Here is a 21,618-nt window from a genome sequence, read left to right on the forward strand (position 1 = left end):
TTTGGAATGGAAAAGTGGATTTTAAACATAGAAGGAAAATCCCAAACGATAGATAACCCCAGTTGGGAACGGATTTATCAGGTGTTAAGCTGTATAGATGGTGAGACGTTCACTCAAGCAGATCTCAGATTAACAGGGACCGGATCTTTAATGGTTTGCGGCGGTGATTTGGAAGAGGATACACGGATATATGCAGTCGAGTTCTATCCAGAAGATGGTCAACTCGGGACTAGCCAGTTGGTGAATCCACATGTCACTCCAAATGATGAATATCTTTATATTACATCGGAACAAATTGGAATAGATTTTCCAGCAGAATATTGCGTGGAGTTTTCGGATGTTGTAGCGGCATTTAAACACTTTTTTGAAACGAGAAAGTTAAATAGAGATTTGATTTGGGAATAGCAGATTTTCATATCTAGTTTGCCTTAGTCTGAAAGTTTGTCTTCTCTTGCTGAACGTAAAGCACCCCCTGAAAATAGATTAGATCACCCTAGGAGGTTTTTAATATCTATTTCAGGGGGTGTATTTTCATTTTCAGAGCTTATAACAATTCTTCTAGTTCATCCAAGTAACCTTCATATACATCAAATGCAGAGCGGATGGGGTGAGGTTTGGTCATATCTACACCTGCTCGCTGCAAGACTTCAATTGGACCTGCGGAACTACCAGATGACAAGAACGTGAGATAGCGGTCAACTGCTGGTTTGCCCTCTTCTAAGATCTGCTTAGCCAGTGCCATAGCAGCACTCGTTCCTGTAGCGTACTGATAGACATAGAAGTCATAGTAGAAATGTGGAATGCGTGACCATTCTAATCCGATTTGCTCATCTACCATGATCTCGTCCCCGAAATATTTTTTGTTTAATTCATAGTACATCTTTGTTAACGTTTCTGCTGTAAGTGCTTCCCCGTTTTGAGCTCGCTGATGAATAAGTAATTCAAATTCTGCAAACATGGTCTGACGGAATACCGTTCCACGAAACTTGTCTACTTGATGATTCAAGAGATAAAGCCGATCATTACGATCTGTGGTTGTTTGAAGTAAATAGTCACTTAAAATTGCTTCGTTACAAGTGGAAGCAACTTCTGCCACAAATATGGAATAGTCTCCATATACATATGGCTGTGTTTTACGAGTATAGAAACTATGCATAGAATGTCCTAATTCATGAGCTAAAGTAAACATGTTATCCATGTTATCTTGCCAATTCATCAATACAAATGGATTAGTCCCGTAAGTACCAAAAGAATAAGCACCACTTCGTTTTCCTTGGTTTTCGTAGACATCAATCCATCCATCTCGAAAAGCTTGTTGAAGTGTACTGGTATATTCTTTTCCAAGCGGGGCAAGTCCTCGGATAACAGTTTCTTTTGCTTGGTCATACGTTATTTTTTTAGGTGTATGGCTGATGAAAGGGGTATAAAGGTCATACATATGCAGTTCTTTCACACCCATTGCCTTTTTCCGTAGTTTGATGTAGCGATGCAACAATGGCAAGTTTTCGTGAACAATGGCAATTAATTGGTCATACACTTTTTCTGGAATATTATTGCCACTGAGAGAACGCTGACGTGCTGAATCATAGTGACGTAAACGAGCTACAAGATTGTGTTTTTTTACGTGGGAAGATAGTGTGCTAGCAAATGTATTTTTTAAACCACCATATGTATCATAAACAGCATGAAATGTGTCTTTACGAACACGAGCATTTGTATTTTCTAACAGTTGAATCATTCTGCCATGTGTGATTTCGATGTCTTTTCCTTCATCATCCTGGATAGTTGGAAATTTCATATCTGCATTATTTAAAAGACCATATGTATTTCTGGATGCCCCTAAAACCTCACTAGCCTCAGCGAGAATAGCTTCTTCCTTTGTAGAAAGAACGTGTGGGCGGAATCGATCTAATTCCGCAAGTTCATAAGCGTATACTTGCAATTTTGGTTCGGATTGAAGAAAAGATTGGATGGTGGCAGGATCAATAGCGAGAATCTCGGGACGTAAATATGCAAGTGCACTTCCTGCTTCTGTCGTTAATGTGGAAGCTCGATCGTTATATGCTTGGTAATGAGAATCTGTAGTATCTTGGTCGTAACGCATACGTGCATACACGAATAGTTTGCCAATTCGCAAAGATAGCTCATCTCGTGTGGACAATGCTTTATAAAATGCAGATGCGGATTCTGCTAATTTTCCTTCGAATTGTCGTAACGAAGGAATAAGTTTTTTTACAGCAGCAAATTCTTCCTCCCAAGCAGCATTTGTTGGAAATATAGTTTCTAATCTCCATTGGTATGCTTTATCTTGTTCAGAACGTAATGGTAATTTGGACATCGAATGGTCCTCCTAAGGGACAATAATTTTTGTACAACTTTGTTTTTATTATAACTTATCTAAAGATTGGAGCATACACAAAAGCGACCAGAAGAACAGTTCCTTTTGCTTTTATGTAGAGATGAATTTCGGTTTCGGATGGAAATGTAGAATTTAAAAATAAATGATTGGATAGGAATCTTTATCCTTTAGGGCTTTTGGATATCACACTAGCCTTTTGTGAGAAAAATGGATATGATAAGAGCGTAATGTTTTCAAGGAGGAAAAAGGCACAATGACACTAAAAATGCATGAGATCCGTGAACTTATACGTTTAATTGATGAATCTTCAATCGATGAGTTTGAACTAGAGAAAGATGGAGAAAAAGTAGCGATTAAAAAAGCAAAACCAGAAGTGATAACTGGGCAAGTTACAGCCCCTGCTCCTTTTGTTCCTTCATTTACCCCACAAGCTGTGGTAAATTCACCAGCAGTGGAAGAAACACAACCTGTTAATACAGTTACAGCAGAGGAATCAACAGATACAAACTTACATAAAATTGTTTCACCAATGGTAGGTACTTTTTACCATGCCTCTTCTCCAGATGCTGATCCTTATGTAAGCGAAGGAGACACCATTAATAGTAAATCTGTAGTATGTATCGTAGAAGCGATGAAATTGATGAATGAGCTGGAAGCAGAGGTAAGTGGTACCATTGTCAAAGTACTAGTTGAAAATGGTCAGTTAGTTGAGTATGGCCAACCACTATTTCTCGTAAAGCCTTCTTAGGAAGGGGTGCAGATAATGTTTAAAAAAGTATTAGTAGCCAATCGTGGCGAGATCGCAGTGCGGATTATTCGTGCTTGTCGCGAATTAGGAATTGCAACGGTAGCCATTTTTTCAGAAGCAGATCGAGAAGCTTTGCACGTCACATTAGCTGATGAAGCTTACTGTGTTGGTCCAGCTATGGCCCGTGACAGCTATCTGAACATGACAAATATTATGAGTGCAGCTACGTTGTTAGAAGTAGATGCGATTCATCCAGGATATGGATTTTTAGCTGAAAATGCTGCTTTTGCAGAGCTATGTGCAAGCTGTAATATTACTTTTATTGGTCCCAGTCCAGAAGCAATTGTTAAAATGGGAGATAAAACAACCGCAAGAGATACCATGATGGGAAGCGGTGTGCCTGTTGTTCCTGGTACAGAAGGTGTGATCGAAGACATCAATGAAGCACTTTCCACTGCAAAAGACATTGGTTTTCCTGTAATTGTAAAAGCCACTGCAGGTGGTGGCGGAAAAGGAATGCGAGTGGTTTACAGTGAAGAAGAACTGGTAAATGCGGTAAACCTTGCACAAAAAGAAGCTGAAGCTAACTTCGGAAATCCTGGAGTTTATCTGGAAAAGTTTTTGGTTGAGCCTCGTCATATCGAGATTCAAGTTTTAGCAGATAACCATGGCAATGTGATTCATTTAGGGGAGAGAGATTGTTCCATTCAAAGGAGATATCAAAAATTGATTGAAGAGGCTCCATCTCCCGCAATTTCACCAGAGATACGAGAAAAAATGGGTCAGGCAGCAATTGCTGCTGCTAAATCCGTTAATTACTCTGGAGCAGGTACGATTGAGTTCTTATTTGATCGTGATCAAAATTTCTATTTTATGGAGATGAATACACGTATTCAAGTAGAACACCCTGTTACAGAGTTAATTACTGGTGTAGACTTAGTAAAAGAGCAAATTCTAGTAGCAGCAGGTCATCCTCTCTCTATTACACAAGAAGACATTCAAATTAATGGTTGGGCTATTGAGTGTCGAATAAATGCAGAGCGACCAGAGAAGAATTTTATTCCTTCACCTGGCACGATCCAGTTTTATCTCCCGCCAGGTGGTACAGGAGTAAGGGTTGATAGTGCCTGTTATCCGGGATATATTATTACACCCTACTATGATTCTATGGTTGCAAAATTGATTGTTTGGGGTAAAGATAGAAATGAGGCTGTTGCCAGAATGAGCCGAGCACTTACTGAATTTGCTATTCAGGGAGTGCACACAACCATTCCTTTCCACATTAAAATGATGTCTCAACCTAATTTTGTAGAGGGAGATTTTCATATTCAGTTCTTGGAAGGGATAAACTTGTTCGAAGAAGGTGAATTATGATGGAACGATTAGGTCCTTTAGGAAAAGTAGAAATTGCACCAGAAGTGCTTGAAATAATTGCTGGTATGGCTGCTTCCAAAGTGGAAGGTGTCAGTGGAATGAAAGGTGGAGTAGTTGGTGATATTAATCAACTGCTGGGCCGCAAAAATTTACGACAAGGTATTCAAGTAGCTCTAAACGAGCAAACAGCAATTCAAGTATCCATTATTGTGGAATATGGTTACCATATTCCTAATGTGGGGCAGGAAGTACAAGAACAAGTAAAGTCAGCGATTGAAGCGATGACAGGTATTGTAGTTGATCAAGTTATTGTTCAAGTAGAAGGTATTCGCGTTCCTCAGCCAGAAAAAGCGAAAGAGAAGCAAGAGAAGCCAAGTCGATTAAAATAAGAGTAGAAAAAAGTATTGGTTCTTTTGTACCATAAAGTGTAGTTGTAACTAAGAAACCGAGCCTTTTGGCTCGGATTTTTTTGGAGGTGAAAAAATGAGTCGTAGGTTAGTTCGAGAACTTGTTATTCAGCGTCAATACCAACAATTGGTTCACCCAGAAGATCAAGGTGATATCTTTGCTCCTAACGAGGCAAAGCTCACCGAAGAAGATAGAGGATATTATGAAGTAGTGCGTCTTGGATTGGCATCGCATTTGGAGGAAATTGACCCTTATATTCGTCGATATGTGAAGAGTGGTTGGTCTCTAGATCGACTGAGCATTGTAGATCGAGCAGTATTACGTTTGGCTGTGTATGAATTGCTTTTTCAAAAAGAGATACCTACAAAAGTAGTGGTGAACGAGGCGGTGGATTTAGCTAAAGCTTTTAGCGGAGACGAAGCAGGCCGCTTTGTAAACGGTATTTTAGGTAAGGTCATTGCTGAATTGGAAGTAACGAAATAATTTTCCCATATGTCCCGCCGCCACCTTTTTGCACAGCTAATGTATTTTCTCGAGCTTGGCAAATAAGATTTGCTAGTTGGGTGTTGGTGATTTCGGATATCTCTTGCAACGAAGCATGATGTAAAATATTCATTTCTGAACCAAAATGCTCTATCAACTTTGTAATCGTTTTTGGTCCTACTTTAGGCAGAAAAGCAAGAGGTATCTGGTGGATATAGGGAGGCCGAAATGTTGGCGATGTGGTAGGTTGATCAGCAATCATGGCGATTCTGTCCTTTACTCCTGTCACTTCTTTTTTCTTACCGCAAGTGGAACAAAATATAGTGGAGGAAGTTTTTTGCTGTTTACAGGTCGAACAGAAAGTCTCATAGTATTTACCAAGAAAAGGATTCAACCCGAAATTTGCAAGAATCTTCCTTCCTTGCTTTTGTTTTAGGACATAACTAAGTTCTTGAAAATTAGCTTCTTCTAATAAAAATTTGTTATATTCGCGCCCTATTTTAGGCAAAGAATGAGCATCTGAATTTGTTAGAAAAGGTAGAGATGCTAGCTCTGATATTTGATCTGCCATGGTCGTATCTGCACTCAACCCTAATTCGACAGCATCCAATGAAGTGATGTCTAGCAGATCTTCAATAGAAGTCGTTGCGCTACCATACAAGCTTTTAAATGGAGTGAAAATATGTGCAGGGACAACTAAACCTTGTAAATCTTTCACTTTTTTGATGAAAGATGATACAGGTTGATATAGCCTTTGTGTACTAAGTTGAACGTTTTTCATGTGTTGTGCTATCCAAGCAGTAAATTCTTTTATTTTTGCTAGGGTTGGAAAATAAGCGAGCATATGGTAAGGGCCTGTGTGTGCTTCTTTGCACTCCACTTCCACCCCTAAAATACATAAAGTATTACAATATAGAATTCCTCCATAGGGATGTTCCATGTAGGTTCCGTTCATGATCCCTGCTTCGATCTCTGCTTGCACGGCAGGGGAGTGTGCATCAATGATACCAATCATCGATATTCCTTTACGATTACTAGCTTCTTGTACGATTCGGTGAAAAGTCATATCACGAGCGGCGGTAATTTTGACAGGCAAATTGCTTTCTGTTCGTCCGATGTGTATGTGCAGGTCTGCGAAGATTTGCTTCATTTTATTTCTCCTAGGATTGGTTACGTGATTTCCAAACAAATGGTAAACTATAGATATTATATAAAGAGGTGGAACTAGAATGCCAGCAAAAATAATTAGCGGAAAAGACATAGCTTCAGAAATTCGTAGAGAACTAAAAGTAGAAGTAAGTGAGTTGCATAAAAATCAGATTTTTCCTAAATTAGTAGTGGTTTTGGTTGGAAATCATCCAGCCTCAGAGTCTTATGTGAAAGGTAAAATTCGGGCTGCAGAGGAGATTGGGATGGAGTCCGTTTTGATTCGTTTGGAAGACACGATCAGCGAAGAAGAACTTCTAACAAAAGTGGAAGAACTCAACAACGATAAATCCGTTCACGGCATTTTAGTACAACTTCCTTTGCCAAAACAAATTGCAGAACAGCGTATTATTGAAGCAATTGCTTCTGATAAAGATGTAGATGGTTTTCATCCAGAGAGCGTAGGTCGTATGGTAACAGGTTTAGAAACTTTTTTATCCTGTACACCTCAAGGTATCATGGAATTACTTAAAAGATCTGATGTTCCCTTACAAGGTAAACATGCTGTTGTGGTAGGTAGGAGCAATATTGTTGGGAAACCAGTAGCTCTGTTGCTATTGCAAGCTGATGCAACAGTTACGATCTGTCATTCCAAAACAGCTGATCTTGCTTCGATTACCAAACAAGCCGATGTATTGATTGCAGCGGTAGGCCGTGCAGAAATGATCACCAAAGAACATGTGAAAAATGGTGCTGTAGTTATTGACGTGGGTGTGAATCGCACCGAAAATGGATTAGTTGGAGATGTGAAGTTTGACGAAGTGAGTGAGGTAGCATCAGCGATTACTCCTGTACCTGGTGGAGTAGGTCCAATGACAATTACAATGTTGATGGCAAATACGATTGAGTCAGCAAAAAGGCATGCACGATAATGGCAAAAGAGGTATGGACTGTACGTCAGTTAGTGGCCCATCTTACCTCACTTGTTACCAAAGATGCCAAATCACAATCTCTCCGTGTGGAAGGTGAAATTTCTAACTTTACTCATCATGCGAGTGGCCATATGTACTTCACCTTAAAAGATGAGTCTGCAAGAATGAGAGTAGTCTTTTTTGCTCGATTTGCCCGCTATTTGCTGTTTAAACCAAAAAATGGCGATCGAGTTACTATACGTGGACAATTAGATGTATATGATCGAGATGGACAAGTTCAGATTCGTGCACTCGAAATGCGGAATAGTGGGCAGGGAGATTTATTTACTCGTTTTCAGTACTTGAAAGAGCAATTAGAGGCTGAAGGGATTTTTCAGCAAGAAAAACAAAGCCTTCCTTTGCATCCGAAAAGTATTGGATTGATTACGTCTCCTCACGGAGCCGCTGTAAGAGATATGATTACAACGTTACAACGTCGATATCCTCAGGCAAAAGTCCTGCTGTATCCTGTACAAGTTCAAGGAGATGTAGCAGCATGGGAGATCTCTCATGCCATAGGCGAAATGAACCGACGTGCAGAAGTGGATCTGTTAATCGTAGGTAGAGGCGGCGGTTCTATTGAAGAACTATGGGCATTTAACGAAGAATTAGTAGTGAGAAGTATTGCCAACTCTACCTTACCTGTTATTTCTGCGGTGGGTCATGAGACAGATACGACCTTAAGTGATTTGGTGGCAGATGTACGTGCTGCGACACCAACAGCAGCAGCAGAGTTAGCGGTTCCCAATCAAGATGATCTAAAGATGAGATTTATCAATCTCAACACGAGGTTGCTCACGTTACCAAAAAAATTTATCGATACGAGAAGAATGGATGTTAAACATTTAGTAGAACGCCCTATTTTTCAACATCCAGATCGGAAATTAATCCCTCATCAAGAAAAATTTCAATACTTGACTAGACGGATGCAACAGGGTTTAACCACTAACTATGCAAGAGAAGAGAGAAGATTAGAGCGAGCGAATCACCAGTTAAAAGCAAATCAGCCGAAAACGAAAGTAGTAAATGCAAAAATAAAATTAGAGCAAACTACTAGAGAGCAAACTTTACTCTTTCAGCAATTTTTAGAGCGAAAAGAAAAGATATTTTCTCAGCTTGTTACCCGGTTAGAATCAGTTAGCCCACTTGCAGTGATGAAACGAGGATATTCGTTGGTTTATCGTCTATCAGAAGATGAATTAGTTACCTCAACGGATCAAGTGAATCCAGGAGATTTACTCGATATACAGTTTGCAGAAGGAAAACTAAAGTGTCAAGTATGGAAGAAAGAGGAGAAAAAATGAGTGAGATAACATTTGAAAAGGCAATGGAACGATTAGAAGAAGTAGTAGCTCAATTGGAACAAGGGGATATTCCATTGGAAGAAGCTATTCAACTCTATGGTGAAGGAACCAAATTAGCTGGTGTTTGTCGCAAAAAATTGGATTGGGCGGAGCAACAAGTGGAAATATTGGTTGAAGAGAATGGTGACTGGATAAAGAAGCCATTTCAACCAATTCGTGAAGAAAATTCATAGATATTTTGGATTACGAGGAATATTGTTGTCTAACTCATGATGGGGTCAGATGAGGGAAAGGATAAGAGGATGATCGAAGCAAAAGCATATATACAAAAGACAGCAGAAATGGTCCATCAAGAATTGGATCATATGAGTAGGAATTGGATAGACATACCGAATAACTTAAAGGAATCTATGAGGTATTCATTGCTTGCAGGAGGAAAACGTATTCGACCTGTGCTAACTATTGCTACTACAGAAGCATTGGGTGGAGATGCTAAAATTGCATTGCCATTTGGTTGTGCCATTGAGATGATACATACCTATTCCTTAATCCATGATGACCTGCCTGCTATGGATGATGATGATTACCGTAGAGGAAAATGGACCAATCACAAAGTATTCGGCGAAGCAATGGCCATACTTGCAGGAGATGGTTTATTAACAGAAGCTTTTGGTTTACTTGCTAGTGGAGCAAATGCCGCGAATTTATCAGCTCCCATAGCTTTGGAAATCATCCAAGATGCTACTCGATATGCTGGGGCTAGAGGGATGATAAATGGCCAAGTACAAGATATGGGAAATGAGAATAAATCGATTACCCTTCAAGAATTAGAGGAAGTACACCGACGAAAAACAGGTGATCTTATTACATTTTCTATTCGGATAGGGGCTTTGATCACTGGAGCAAATAAAGAAACTTTGGATGCATTAATGACCTTTTCGTATCAACTTGGATTAGCATTTCAGATTCAAGATGATATTTTGGACGTTGTGGGCGATCAAGCTGTAATTGGTAAGCCAGTTGGCAGTGATGAGCACAATCACAAAGCCACTTATCCAGCATTACTTGGAATTGAGGAATCGAAAAGAAGATTGCAAGAGTGCATACATTCAGCAAGAATATCAATCCAAGACAGAAAAGATTTAAACCCAACACGATTGTTAGAACTGGCCGATTATTTACTCATGCGGGACAGGTAACCTTCACCTATGCTATAATTAATTTTAATATTTAGCAGTTTGAACACCTTTGTGACATAGCTACATAGGAATGTTCGTCTTTACCGGTCTCTCCTAGACCGGCCTTTTCTGAAGGAACATACAACTTTGAAAGCGAGGCGGTCTTTCTTGCTCCTCGAGCATATTCAAACACCAGCAGATTTAAAAAAGCTATCAGAGGATCAGCTTCCTCAACTAGCGGAAGAAATAAGGGAATTTCTTATTAATAGTCTTTCTAGTACAGGTGGGCATTTAGCATCCAATCTTGGCGTGGTAGAACTAACAATCGCATTGCATTATCTGTTTAACAGCCCAGAAGATAAGTTTTTATGGGATGTAGGTCATCAAGCTTATGTACACAAACTGTTGACAGGTAGAGGCGACCAATTTACTACACTGCGGCAATACAAAGGGTTGTGTGGCTTCCCAAAAATGAGTGAAAGTGAACATGATGTTTGGGAAACAGGCCATAGTAGCACCTCTTTATCTGGAGCAATGGGCATGGCAGCTGCTCGAGATATTATAGGAGACAAAAACAAAGTAGTAGCAATTATTGGTGATGGAGCATTAACCGGTGGAATGGCCTTAGAAGCACTGAACCATATTGGACAAGAACAAAAAGATTTAATTGTGATATTGAACGATAATGAAATGTCGATTAGTCCAAATGTAGGTGCACTTCATAACTATCTAGGTAGACTCCGGACCCATCGACATTATAATAAAATGAAGGCTGAAGTAGAACAAGTTCTCAAAAAAATACCTACGATCGGGCAACCTTTTGCTAAAACATTAGAGCGTGTAAAAGATAGCTTAAAGTTTTTGCTTGTCTCAGGTGTTCTATTTGAAACACTAGGGTTTACGTATTTAGGTCCAGTAGATGGTCACCATGTAGAAGAATTAATGGAGTGTTTACGTCAAGCAGGTAATACGAAAGGCCCCGTTCTTGTTCATGTGATTACCAAAAAAGGACAAGGTTATAAACCAGCAGAAGAAGATTCTGTTAATTATCATGGGGTTGGAACGTATAAAATCGAATCAGGTGCGTTTCAAAAGAAGAAGGCAGGAGCTCCAGCGTATCCAACTGTATTTGGAGATACGATGATAAAACTGGCAGACAAAGATAAAAAAATAGTGGCAATTACACCTGCTATGATTACAGGATCCAAATTGGATAAATTTCAAGAGATTTACCCGGATCGTTGTTTTGATGTAGGTATCGCAGAACAACATGCCACTACTTTTGCAGCTGGTTTAGCTACCCAAGGTTTAAAACCTGTTTTAGCCATTTACTCTACCTTTTTACAGCGTGGTTATGATCAGCTTATTCATGATGTTTGTCGTCAGCACTTAAATGTAGTTTTCGCAGTGGATCGTGCTGGTTTTGTTGGAGAAGATGGAGAGACACATCAAGGTGTTTACGATATCAGTTTTATGAGGTCTCAACCTGGACTTGTTATTATGATGCCCAAAGACGAAAATGAGTTGCAACATATGCTGTATACTGCATCCAAGTACGAATCAGGCCCAGTAGCTGTGCGGTATTCCAAAAGTGCAGGTGTAGGAGTGTCAATGGATGAAGAGTTTGAGCTCATTCCAATTGGTAAATTTGAAACCATTCGTGAAGGGAAACATGTAGCGATTCTCGCATTTGGCAATATGGTTCCTCTTGCTGTGGAAGCAGCTGACCAGTTAGCGAATGAAGGTATTCAAGCAAAAGTGGTCAACGCTCGTTTTGCAAAACCGTTGGATGAAGAGTTACTATTGTCTATACACCATGAAGGAATGCCAATTGTTACTGTTGAAGAAGGTACAAAAATAGGTGGATTTGGAAGCGCAGTATTGGAATTTTTTGCCGAGCAAAACAAAGTTCAGCAGGTATCGGTCCTTGGTGTTCCTGATTATTATGTGGAGCACGGAAGTATTAATGAACAAAGAGCAGAAACTGGTTTAACTACAGAAGGGATTGCGGAAGCAGCAAGAAAATGTTGTGTCCCTGATATTCAAAAGATCTGAGGTAATCGAATGGCTAAGGAAAGATTAGACATTCTCCTTGTACAAAAAGGATATTATCCCAGTCGGGAACAAGCCCAGCGGGCCATCATGGCTGGGCTTGTTTTTGTAGACAACGAGTCTCATACGAAAGCTGGTACAAAATATCCGATAGATAGTACGATACATATTAAAGGAGATATACACCCGTATGTGAGTCGTGGCGGGTTAAAACTAGAAAAAGCGATAAAAGTATTTTCCATACAAATGGAAAATAAAGTGGTTTTGGATATCGGAGCTTCTACTGGTGGATTTACGGATTGTTCTTTACAAAATGGAGCTTCTTATGTATATTCCATTGATGTTGGATATGGGCAACTCGCATGGAAACTTCGCAATGATGATCGAGTAAAAGTGATGGAACGAACGAATTTTCGTTACCTTCAAACGGAAGATTTAATAGGTCCCACTCCCAATTTTGCTACGATTGATGTTTCCTTCATTTCTCTATCACATATCTTTCCAACTTTAAAAAAGTTGATTCCTGATCAAAGTGAAGTGGTATCATTGATCAAACCACAATTTGAGGCGGGAAAAGACCAGGTAGGGAAAAAGGGGATTATACGGGATATTGCCATTCATCGTCAAGTGTTGAAAAAGACAATAGATATGTTTTTACGTGAAGGTTTTTTGGTTTCTGGTCTTACTTCCTCCCCCATACGAGGAGGAAAAGGAAATATCGAGTTTTTAGCGTATCTGATAAAGGAAAAGGATGAACGTCCTTTTTACTCAGATGCCATTATTGAACAAGTATTACAAGATGCTCACCGATCTACACCCTTAGAAGAATAAAGAAACAACATACTAAAAGGGAGGGGAGAGAGTGTGTCTCAATCAGGTGATACATTTGTTTTAGTACTTATCATCCTTTTTATACTGTTTCTTATTGTACGAAAATGGGTTTCCTTTCAATTTGCAAAAGACATGATCATGAATAAATCAAAAAAAGATCCAAAACCAATTAAAGGAGATATCGCTGATTTGCTCCGTGAGTTTGGATATGAGCCTATCGAAGGTAGGAAAAAAATTCCTATTTCCATTGAATTAGATAAAGCTCCGTATGAAAGCAGGATGTTTATCGATTATTTGGCAATGAAAGAAGACTTGTTGTATGTTGTTTTGATAGCAAAGGAAAGAAAACCGCTGCGTCGTACTGGAGCGGCAATTCGAGACCATCTTTTACCGTTTTTTTTGCTTTATCGACCAGCAGGTATTGTTTATGTAGATAAATCAAAAAATAAAATTTCTCTGGTGAATTTCTCTCATCCGCCATTATACGAAGCGAGGAGAAAATTCCCTATTAGCTATGTTGTTACCTTTCTCATAGGTATGGTTTTTATGTGGATAATACAAAAATGACACGAGTAAGCTTGAGGTGGACAGATGAAAACAATAGGCATCATGGCGAATCAGACAAAACCTACTGCATTAATCGTAGCTAAAAAATTAACAAATTTGATCAAATACAAAGGTGCCACTGTTTGCTTAGATATAGATTTGGCTAAGGCAATTGGTCAAGAAAAAAAAGGGATTCCGTTAGAAGATTTCCCCATTCATGTCGACTGTACTTTTGTACTCGGTGGAGATGGTACTCTATTAGGAGTTGCTCGAAAATTAGCAGGATCTCGCATACCTATTTTAGGAATTAACTTGGGGTATCTTGGGTTTTTATCGGAAGCTGAACCAGAAGATCTTTCTGGATCAGTTGATCGGATTTTGGCTGGTGAGTATTGTGTAGAAAAAAGACTCATGCTAGAAGCTGAAGTCATCCGTCAAGATGAAGTGATAAAAAGAGGTATTTCTTTAAATGATATTGGTATAGCCAAAGGATCGTTTAGCCGGATGATTACATGTACCGTGAAAATGGATGGTAGTTTTGTTGGTACTTATTCTGGAGATGGAGTGATTGTTTCCACACCTACAGGCTCAACTGCGTATTCCCTATCTTGTGGAGGCCCCATTGTCTGGCCAGGTTTAGAATGTATATTGTTAACGCCTATCTGTCCACACACTTTGGCATCAAGGCCATTAGTATTGCCGGCTGAAAGTACATTAGAAGTGGAAGTTACAGCAAATCATAATGAGATTGGTGTTACAATAGATGGTCAAGAAGGGTTTACGTTAGAGAGCGGAGATATCGTTCGCGTGAGAAAATCTCCTTGTTCCACACATTTAATCAAATGGAAAGAACGTACTTTCTTTGAAGTAATCCGCAAAAAATTGCAAGAGCAATAGGAGCGATTTACATGAAAGCACAACGTCATATTCGAATTAGAGAAATTATTACCAGTAAAGATATTGAGACACAAGATGATCTGGTAGCTGAGCTAAAACTTGCTGGGTATAATGTTACTCAAGCAACGATTTCTCGTGATATAAAAGAGTTGCATTTGGTAAAAGTGCCACTAAGCAATGGTGCATATAAATACTCTTTGCCAGCTGATCGCCGTTTTAATCCTTTACAAAAGTTAAAAAGGTTGTTACAAGAATCATTTGTTGGGATTGATTCCGCAGAAAATCTGGTTGTAATAAATACGTTGCCTGGGAATGCACATGCAATTGCTGCACTGCTGGACAATTTGGATTGGGACGAAATTTTGGGAACAATCGCAGGGGACGATACCATATTGGTCATTTGTCGTTCCAAACCAATAGCTGAAGATATCGTGAATCGGTTCTTAGACATGTTGTAGGAGAAGATGTTATGCTAAAAGAACTGTCCATCCATCAATTTGCCATTGTAGAAAATATCAACTTGACATTTGATCAAGGATTTCACGTATTAACAGGAGAAACAGGGGCAGGAAAATCCATCTTGATAGATGCTCTTGGGCTGATCATTGGAGGTAGGGCTTCCAGTGATTTTGTGCGACATGGTTCACAAAAAGCTGTTATTGAGGCTAGTTTTGACTTTCCATCCGACCATCCTGCAATCACACTATTAAAAGAATGGGATATTGAAAGTGAAGAGGAATACCTTCTCATTCGCAGAGAGATTGCAGCAAACGGGAAGAGCACATGTCGTGCAAATGGGCGTATGATCACGTTGACCATGCTAAAGCAGTTGGGAAACTACCTTATTCATATACATGGACAACATGAACATACAGGATTACTACAAGTTGAAGAGCATCTTGCATGGTTGGATCAGTTTGGTGGATCTGCAATTATACCTATACGCGATGAGTATCAAGCATATTATCAACAATATCAAGAAATAACAAAAATGATTGATCAGTTAAATATAGATCAGCAAGAAATGGAACGACGTGTAGATATGCTTCAATTCCAAGTTTCCGAAATCAAGGATGCTCGTTTGGTTGAAGGGGAAGAAGAAGCATTACATGAAGAAGAAAAGCGACTTTCAGGTGGAGAAAAGTTAGCTTCTCGTGTGTCTAGTGCGTATCAAATTCTTTCTTCTGAAGGCGGCGGCATCACACAGTTACGTCGTGCTGTGTTTTACCTTCAAGAAGTAGGTGAATTGGATTCAACCATTCAAGAAGCATTGGACAGTATGGAGGCAGCTACTTTTCAATTAGAAGAAGCAGCAAGAGATTTGGATATGTACCAAGATAATTTGGATTTCTCACCAGAACGCTTATATGAAGTTCATGAGAGGATACATGTCATCCGTCAATTGCAACGTAAATATGGAGAATCAACAGCGGAGATTTTGACATATTTAGGGCAAGCAGAGGCAGAGTTAGAGCGTCTTTTAAACGTAGAAGAAAATAAAGAACACCTCTACGAGAAACAGGCACAACTAAAAGAACAGCTACAGGAAAAAGCCTTGAAGTTAACAGGGCTTCGAAAGCAAGCAGCTTCGCAATTAGAAATACAAGTGGAGAAACAACTTTCGGATTTAATGATGGGTTCTAGTGTCTTTCATGTCTCGTTTTATCCAAATCATTATCAAAAAGAAACTTTTGCCTATACAGGTATGGATCAAGTTGAGTTTCAACTCTCACCTGGACCTGGAGAGCCGCTTCGTTCATTGGCAAAAATCGCATCGGGTGGGGAACTATCTCGTATTATGCTTGCTCTTAAATGTATCTTTAGTGGACGAGATCAAGTAAGGACGCTCATTTTTGATGAAGTAGATACAGGAGTTAGTGGACGAGCTGCGCAAGCTATTGCAGAAAAAATCGCTACATTGGCTTTAGAAAACCAGGTTTTATGTGTTACTCATTTGCCACAAGTCGCATGTATGGCAGATGTCCATCTTTATGTTTCCAAACAAATCGAAGCACAAAAAACTAGTTCAGGGGTAACCAAGTTGGATAAAGCAGGGAGAATTATGGAATTGTCCAGAATGCTTGGGGGTGCAGAAGTAACAGCTAGAACAAAACAACATGCAGCAGAAATGTTGTTCTTAGCCAATAAAGTCAAAGCCAGACAATAATTATGACGAGTGAGCTTGTTGTATGAAAACAGCCTTTATATGTACTTATTTGTGAATGTTAATCAATGAAATATAGGTTAAGGAAGCATTTGTAACTTATAAGGGATCTCATTCACGGGCACATTAATGTCACAGCCATCTCGAGTGCGAAGGAATAGGTAGAACTCGCAGGAGAGTGGTAATGTGCAGCAAAAATGGTTAAAAAGATGTTTAGGTCTTCTATTTGTCCTTCTCCTGGCAGTTGTGAGTTTGTCACCTACATGGCAAGAATTTTTAGCATTTCCAAGTAAAGTTCGCATGGTAAATGGAGAATTATTGACCAAGACATCTCATCTACCTGTTGCGTATAATACCGATGTAGAGGGTATCTCTTATGCTACCCTAAACATTGGAAAAATACCCGTAAAACGCGCAAAGGTACAAGTTGTTTCTCCTAAAAAAGTGATTCCAGGCGGTCAATCCATTGGAATCAAATTAAAATCCAAAGGAATTATGGTAGTTGGTTATAATCTGGTGCATACATCCTCTGGTAATATTTCGCCAGCAGAAAAAGCGGGGATACAAGTAGGAGATACGATCCTGAGTGTGAATGGTCAATCTGAAGTAAGTATCAAGATGATCGGCCTTATGGCAGAAGAAGCGGGGAAAACCAACAAAAAGCTTCATTTTACGATCTTAAGAGAAAATGTAAAGCATAAAATCAGCTTAAAGCCCCTTAAGGATCAAAAGGAACAAATTCACCGAATGGGAATGTACGTCCGTGATAGTGCTGCTGGTGTTGGTACATTAACATTTTTAGAACCTGTTGAACATAAATATGGTGCTCTTGGTCATGTTATCTCGGATGTGGATACGGGACAACCGATTGTAGTGGGACAAGGGAAAGTCCTTCGTTCGCATGTTACTTCGATTCAAAAAGGTGAATCAGGTGAACCAGGTGAAAAGCGAGCTATTTTTACAGATGAGGATCAAATTCTCGGGAATATCGTACGCAACACTCCGTTTGGGATATTCGGTAGAATGAAAGAATTACCAAATAAAGGATTATACAATGCTCCCATACCAGTAGGATTACAAGAAGAAGTAAAAGAAGGACCAGCTCGTATTTTAACAGTTGTTAATGGTCAAAAAGTAGAATCCTTTCAGATTCAGATTGTCAGTGTGAACAAACAGCGATTTCCTTCAACAAAAGGACTAATTTTAAAAGTGACTGATCCACGACTCTTAAGCCTTACCGGGGGGATAGTGCAAGGGATGAGTGGAAGTCCAATTATACAAAATGGCAAAATAATAGGTGCGGTTACACATGTATTTGTGAACTACTTTAAGCCGCCTTTTGGAAGACCAGTAATATCAAGCGTTTTTAGCAATTATGGCAGCACCATTTTAAAACACAAAATAGGAAAAAGAGACATTTTCAATAAAGTGTCTCTTTTTTCTTTGGGAACGTAATGGATGGGTCTGTACTCAATTAGGGGTACCGGCACATAGCCATCAAGCTAAGAAATATGAATACCCCAAAGTGAAAAAATGATCTGCTTCTTCTAGAGCATACTCAGAAAAAAGTCCTCATTTTTTTGTTTAAGGATTTGGCAATCGCTTAACTTGATGGGCATGGGGTGCCGCCAACATTTTGTAAAAAACCTACGCTAAGCCTCTGCTCAGGAAATTCGACAACCTTTATTTTCATTCCTTTGTGGTGTCGCTCTTAGCGACATGAAAGTCTATAAAAATAAGCCCACAGATGATTATCGGACTATATTTTATATATCTGATATTTAATTCACTTTAAAATCGATGAATGGAAAAATTCCTTAAAAATCGCCATCCCCGTACGGAGAATCGATCCTTGGTTGGAACGATCCCATACGGGGACGTTGCGTCACGCGTGAATGGAGCTCTGCCCGCCCTTTGATACCTCACGGGTGAGGGTGGGCGGCTCATGCCTAGTTGGGCTTGACCTCCGGCACACAGGGGGAGTAGATGTCGTATCCCCCTCCGAACGTACGGTGAACTCGATTCACCAGATAGTGATAGCTACCGTTGTGCCACCGCTCCTTTCCCCTCCAGAAGAGGCGAGTGGGAGTGACATTCGGGACATAAGTGTGGTAGAACAGGTCATCATCCAGTCGCTGGACGATGACAAGACCATTTCGGGCCTCGACCCACGCGATCTGGCCGATGGTCAGGTCCTTGAGATCGTACACAACGATCCCGTCTGTGTCCTCATCATTACACCCACACTGCAAGTACAACACAGAGTCTTTGGTCCACTTGTGGTCTGCGTCCCATACCACAACCATGGTCGGGGACAATTCCTCCGGCTTCAATTCCTCGGGAACTCCCCACTCGAAGTGGATCATAAGTGTCTCCGCGGTGGCGGTGGCACTCAGCTCCCAACCCTCAACGGGAGAAAGCTGGTGGACATCAACCTTGACGTCCCGCCTGATGATTGACTTGAGTGTGGCCTTAAGGTTGTAACGCAAGGCTCTACCTTCCCGGACGCCTATTTGACATCCTATACGTGACGAATTGAAATTATTTTCATTATCTCAACTACAAAGGGAATAATCAAACGGAAAATGCACGAACTATCATATTTTTACGAACAATATCTAAAAAATGGTCCTGCACACTGTGGAACATGATCTCTTAGAAGAATACAAATTTAACTTTGATCGGATGATTATTTTACATAATCTCAGACCACTGAGAAAGAAATTAAATCATGAATTTCTCAACTATTCCAACATGATAGGAGATTCATCTAAGCATAGAGAAAATTGACTGTTTTCATTTTGAATCTCTTAGCGTAGGATTTTTACAAAATGTTTTGGGCCCCAATTCTATGAAATTGGTTTCATGTTTATGTCCAAATTGAGTTACAACGAAATTTCGATTTAAAAGTATTTAACTGAATTTTTGTATAATAATTAACTTATACAGGAGGCGATTATTATATCTAAATTCATTGAGATTGATTACTCGTTATTTTATGATTTAACCGAATCGTATTTAACTGATTTAGATAAACGCACAGAGAGCTTCATTCGCTATTTACGCAATTATGCCGATAATCCAAATAGATATAAAAGGTTCCCGTGGCAAGTCGTGAGTATCAGCCTATGGGAAGAAGAATGTCGCAAATCAAAAACAATTGTTCAAATTATGGAATCACAAGGAATAGATATGATTGTTGGTGTGGAAGGATCTCCAGAATTTATTGAATCGAATAAAAGATGGTGTCAGATTAGAGATTCAGCAAGAATCCTAGAGGTAGACACCAAGGAAATCATAGACACAATGAACTACATGTCAAGCAAGAAATAGAAAGATGATACTGAAGAAGAGTGGTGATGTTTTTGGATGAAGAATTAACTACGTTGACTTCTTTCCTAAAGGGTTACAAACCTAGTCTTATTTGTAACGTAGACGATGAGAAGATTACAGAGGATATAAGAACTCAATTACTTAGTTATCCGCATGTACTTGATATAGAGATGGGTCTAGCTCAACCACAACATATGTATTTTCTTAATCAAAATATTAAAGATCACTTTTTATCAAGTATAAAGAATTTAGACTGTGGTACTCCTGAATTCTTTTATCAACTAGGTCTAGCATTAGGATTTCCCGAAAAAGCTGCTCGTTTTTTTAGAGATCGTGAGACGGATGATTCGTTGACATGGTTTAGGATATGCGTAGAATATTGTGCTATCGAATTTGTTTGTAATTATGAGGATTTAATAGAAGTCGTTCAGGATTTATGGAAACTTCCCATCCCTGAATTTGAGGACGATACTATTACATTGCATTATTATGCTGGAGGCCCTGAAGTAAGATATAGAGTTTGTAGTGAGAAAGGTTTGAAAAGAGTACAAGAAGAACTAAGGTTAATAACGAACTATCGAAGATTAAAAGAAAACGAAAAGTCCCAATGATGGGACTCTACTTTTGAAGTTATTTCAAAATATCTCTTATGTTTCTTATTTTTTTCAGCACCTATGTATACGTTATTATGTCAATATCTTTGTACATGTTCCTAGCAAGATTCCAATCGTTATTTTGTTTTATATCTGTATTTTTATCTTCTCCAATTAACAATAGTGCTTTTAAGTATTTTTCTTTACTCGTTTTGAATATCTCTGCTCTATATGATGAGATGTATCTTTGGAGTTGGAGGATTGCTTTTGTGACTCCTGACACAAGGTAGTGATTATTTCTATCCTTGGAATCGCTCATAATTTTTGCATTTGGTAATTTTATTTCTAATAGCAATTCGGTTGTATCGTTTTGAAGAATAAAGTCAATATACTTAGTATCTTGATCTATAGTTGTTAATTTTTTCTCTTTATCTATTTTAATAAATTCAGGAAATAGCAATCTGAAATTTTCATAGATAAAATTTTGCCATTCTTTTTCAGAAAGTGTTTTACTTAAATTGTTTTCAAATTCGCTGATCAGAAAATCATATTGTTGCCTCTGAACACCTTTATCTATTACATTATTGATAGTTTTATCTAAAAGCTCTTGTGTAAGTCTAGATAGTTTTGCCTCTTCATTTTTGAGGATTGTATGATTGTATAGGGCTAATTCAGTTAGTATTTGATTGGCATTGTCAGAATGTCGCTTGTTCTAGTTCTAAGAGTTTTTATAAAGTACTCACTAATAGATAATGTTCCTTTAGTTCTTATAAAAGGTTCTAACTGATCACCTGTTATTGCAATTTGGTTATCAAGATAGTTTTCCCATTCCATAAAAGAAGCAATTGAATGAATTGTTTTTAGCTTTTTATAATAGTCTATCATCGGTCTTAGTTCTAATATCTTATCGGAAATAGCCAAATTTTTTAATAAGATTTTTATCTCCTTATCTTTGTTACATGGATATAAATAATGTCCCGATTTATTTTCTAGATCATATTGAAAAAAGATTTGCTCTTTTTTATCAGGGTGAGATGCTACAATTTCTGGAATATCCATATAACTAAATCTATGATCAATTGAATCCCTGTCTAAATAATAAAACTTCCCTTTAATAAAATCTGGATACTTATAGAATTTCACATAACTCAATATATCTCTTTGCATACTAGTCTCCCTTTTTGGTTTAATAGTGGTATCTTATATCAGATTATTCAGATATGTAAGTCTG

22 protein-coding genes are annotated in these 21,618 nt (G+C 38.8%); 17 read left to right on the top strand and 5 right to left on the bottom strand.

What is annotated here, in order from left to right; genetic code table 11:
- Positions 1 to 6 precede the first annotated feature (6 nt).
- Positions 7 to 405, top strand: coding sequence for a hypothetical protein (locus A3GQ_RS0101990; RefSeq protein ID WP_156877503.1), 399 nt, complete (start codon positions 7 to 9; stop codon positions 403 to 405).
- A gap of 139 nt (positions 406 to 544) precedes the next feature.
- On the opposite strand, the gene pepF is transcribed toward A3GQ_RS0101990, so the two are convergent.
- Entirely contained in the window at positions 545 to 2,338 is a 1,794-nt protein-coding gene (gene pepF / locus A3GQ_RS0101995) for an oligoendopeptidase F (protein ID WP_028775628.1), read from the bottom strand.
- Positions 2,339 to 2,612: 274 nt separating this feature from the next.
- Here pepF and accB point away from each other — a divergent pair, with 274 nt between their 5' ends.
- The 4 genes from accB (at position 2,613) to nusB (ending at position 5,372) form a co-directional block, all read left to right on the top strand.
- Positions 2,613 to 3,107 carry an acetyl-CoA carboxylase biotin carboxyl carrier protein gene (gene accB, locus A3GQ_RS0102000; protein WP_028775629.1) on the top strand — a complete coding sequence of 165 codons (495 nt, stop codon included), beginning with the start codon at positions 2,613 to 2,615 and terminating at the stop codon, positions 3,105 to 3,107.
- Positions 3,108 to 3,122: 15 nt separating this feature from the next.
- Positions 3,123 to 4,481 (top strand): acetyl-CoA carboxylase biotin carboxylase subunit, encoded by a 1,359-nt coding sequence (accC, locus tag A3GQ_RS0102005; RefSeq protein ID WP_028775630.1) that lies wholly within the window; start codon positions 3,123 to 3,125, stop codon positions 4,479 to 4,481.
- Positions 4,478 to 4,870 (top strand): Asp23/Gls24 family envelope stress response protein, encoded by a 393-nt coding sequence (locus A3GQ_RS0102010; RefSeq protein WP_156877504.1) that lies wholly within the window; start codon positions 4,478 to 4,480, stop codon positions 4,868 to 4,870. The genes accC and A3GQ_RS0102010 overlap by 4 nt, the downstream gene beginning before the upstream one ends.
- A 94-nt stretch (positions 4,871 to 4,964) precedes the next feature.
- The gene (gene nusB / locus A3GQ_RS0102015; RefSeq protein WP_028775632.1) at positions 4,965 to 5,372 is read left to right on the top strand and encodes a transcription antitermination factor NusB; all 408 of its coding nucleotides are present in this window, start codon (positions 4,965 to 4,967) and stop codon (positions 5,370 to 5,372) included.
- Here nusB and A3GQ_RS0102020 read toward each other — a convergent pair.
- Positions 5,344 to 6,522, bottom strand: coding sequence for an endonuclease Q family protein (locus A3GQ_RS0102020; RefSeq protein ID WP_028775633.1), 1,179 nt, complete (start codon positions 6,520 to 6,522; stop codon positions 5,344 to 5,346). The genes nusB and A3GQ_RS0102020 overlap by 29 nt on opposite strands.
- 79 nt (positions 6,523 to 6,601) lie before the next feature.
- Between A3GQ_RS0102020 and folD the strand changes: the two genes are divergently transcribed.
- The 11 genes from folD (at position 6,602) to spoIVB (ending at position 17,916) form a co-directional block, all read left to right on the top strand.
- The gene (gene folD, locus A3GQ_RS0102025) at positions 6,602 to 7,450 is read left to right on the top strand and encodes a bifunctional methylenetetrahydrofolate dehydrogenase/methenyltetrahydrofolate cyclohydrolase FolD (RefSeq protein WP_028775634.1); all 849 of its coding nucleotides are present in this window, start codon (positions 6,602 to 6,604) and stop codon (positions 7,448 to 7,450) included.
- Positions 7,450 to 8,793: an exodeoxyribonuclease VII large subunit gene (gene xseA, locus A3GQ_RS0102030; protein WP_028775635.1), complete on the top strand. Its 1,344-nt coding sequence runs from the start codon at positions 7,450 to 7,452 to the stop codon at positions 8,791 to 8,793. Before folD ends, xseA begins: the two co-directional genes overlap by 1 nt.
- Positions 8,790 to 9,026: an exodeoxyribonuclease VII small subunit gene (xseB, locus tag A3GQ_RS0102035; protein WP_245596713.1), complete on the top strand. Its 237-nt coding sequence runs from the start codon at positions 8,790 to 8,792 to the stop codon at positions 9,024 to 9,026. The genes xseA and xseB overlap by 4 nt, the downstream gene beginning before the upstream one ends.
- Positions 9,027 to 9,095: 69 nt before the next feature.
- Positions 9,096 to 9,992, top strand: a complete 897-nt coding sequence (locus tag A3GQ_RS0102040; RefSeq protein WP_028775637.1) for a polyprenyl synthetase family protein — start codon at positions 9,096 to 9,098, stop codon at positions 9,990 to 9,992.
- Between the two features lie 147 nt (positions 9,993 to 10,139).
- Positions 10,140 to 12,026 carry a 1-deoxy-D-xylulose-5-phosphate synthase gene (gene dxs / locus A3GQ_RS23100; RefSeq protein WP_037463596.1) on the top strand — a complete coding sequence of 629 codons (1,887 nt, stop codon included), beginning with the start codon at positions 10,140 to 10,142 and terminating at the stop codon, positions 12,024 to 12,026.
- Positions 12,027 to 12,035: 9 nt separating this feature from the next.
- Positions 12,036 to 12,854, top strand: a complete 819-nt coding sequence (locus A3GQ_RS0102050; protein ID WP_028775638.1) for a TlyA family RNA methyltransferase — start codon at positions 12,036 to 12,038, stop codon at positions 12,852 to 12,854.
- Between the two features lie 33 nt (positions 12,855 to 12,887).
- Positions 12,888 to 13,421 carry a hypothetical protein gene (locus A3GQ_RS0102055; RefSeq protein WP_028775639.1) on the top strand — a complete coding sequence of 178 codons (534 nt, stop codon included), beginning with the start codon at positions 12,888 to 12,890 and terminating at the stop codon, positions 13,419 to 13,421.
- A 24-nt stretch (positions 13,422 to 13,445) separates the two neighbouring features.
- Positions 13,446 to 14,297: an NAD(+)/NADH kinase gene (locus A3GQ_RS0102060; protein WP_028775640.1), complete on the top strand. Its 852-nt coding sequence runs from the start codon at positions 13,446 to 13,448 to the stop codon at positions 14,295 to 14,297.
- Positions 14,298 to 14,308: 11 nt separating this feature from the next.
- Positions 14,309 to 14,755, top strand: a complete 447-nt coding sequence (ahrC, locus tag A3GQ_RS0102065; protein WP_028775641.1) for a transcriptional regulator AhrC/ArgR — start codon at positions 14,309 to 14,311, stop codon at positions 14,753 to 14,755.
- Positions 14,756 to 14,766: 11 nt separating this feature from the next.
- On the top strand, positions 14,767 to 16,464 hold the full coding sequence (recN, locus tag A3GQ_RS0102070) for a DNA repair protein RecN (RefSeq protein WP_028775642.1): 1,698 nt from the start codon (positions 14,767 to 14,769) through the stop codon (positions 16,462 to 16,464).
- Between the two features lie 183 nt (positions 16,465 to 16,647).
- Complete coding sequence (spoIVB, locus tag A3GQ_RS23105) at positions 16,648 to 17,916, top strand: SpoIVB peptidase (RefSeq protein WP_083964045.1); 1,269 nt, start codon at positions 16,648 to 16,650, stop codon at positions 17,914 to 17,916.
- A 494-nt stretch (positions 17,917 to 18,410) separates the two neighbouring features.
- Here the strand turns inward: spoIVB and A3GQ_RS0102080 are convergent, their stop codons facing one another.
- The gene (locus tag A3GQ_RS0102080) at positions 18,411 to 18,950 is read right to left on the bottom strand and encodes a hypothetical protein (RefSeq protein WP_028775643.1); all 540 of its coding nucleotides are present in this window, start codon (positions 18,948 to 18,950) and stop codon (positions 18,411 to 18,413) included.
- Between the two features lie 876 nt (positions 18,951 to 19,826).
- Between A3GQ_RS0102080 and A3GQ_RS0102090 the strand changes: the two genes are divergently transcribed.
- Positions 19,827 to 20,405, top strand: a complete 579-nt coding sequence (locus A3GQ_RS0102090; protein ID WP_156877505.1) for a hypothetical protein — start codon at positions 19,827 to 19,829, stop codon at positions 20,403 to 20,405.
- 61 nt (positions 20,406 to 20,466) lie between these two features.
- On the opposite strand, the gene A3GQ_RS27925 is transcribed toward A3GQ_RS0102090, so the two are convergent.
- Together A3GQ_RS27925 and A3GQ_RS0102100 are read right to left on the bottom strand one after the other, a co-directional pair.
- Positions 20,467 to 21,069 (bottom strand): Shedu anti-phage system protein SduA domain-containing protein, encoded by a 603-nt coding sequence (locus A3GQ_RS27925; protein WP_083964046.1) that lies wholly within the window; start codon positions 21,067 to 21,069, stop codon positions 20,467 to 20,469.
- The gene (locus tag A3GQ_RS0102100; RefSeq protein ID WP_028775647.1) at positions 21,063 to 21,554 is read right to left on the bottom strand and encodes a hypothetical protein; all 492 of its coding nucleotides are present in this window, start codon (positions 21,552 to 21,554) and stop codon (positions 21,063 to 21,065) included. The genes A3GQ_RS27925 and A3GQ_RS0102100 overlap by 7 nt, the downstream gene beginning before the upstream one ends.
- Positions 21,555 to 21,618: the final 64 nt, after the last annotated feature.

It is taken from the genome of Shimazuella kribbensis DSM 45090 (assembly GCF_000428065.1).
Lineage (GTDB): Bacteria > Bacillota > Bacilli > Thermoactinomycetales > Thermoactinomycetaceae > Shimazuella > Shimazuella kribbensis.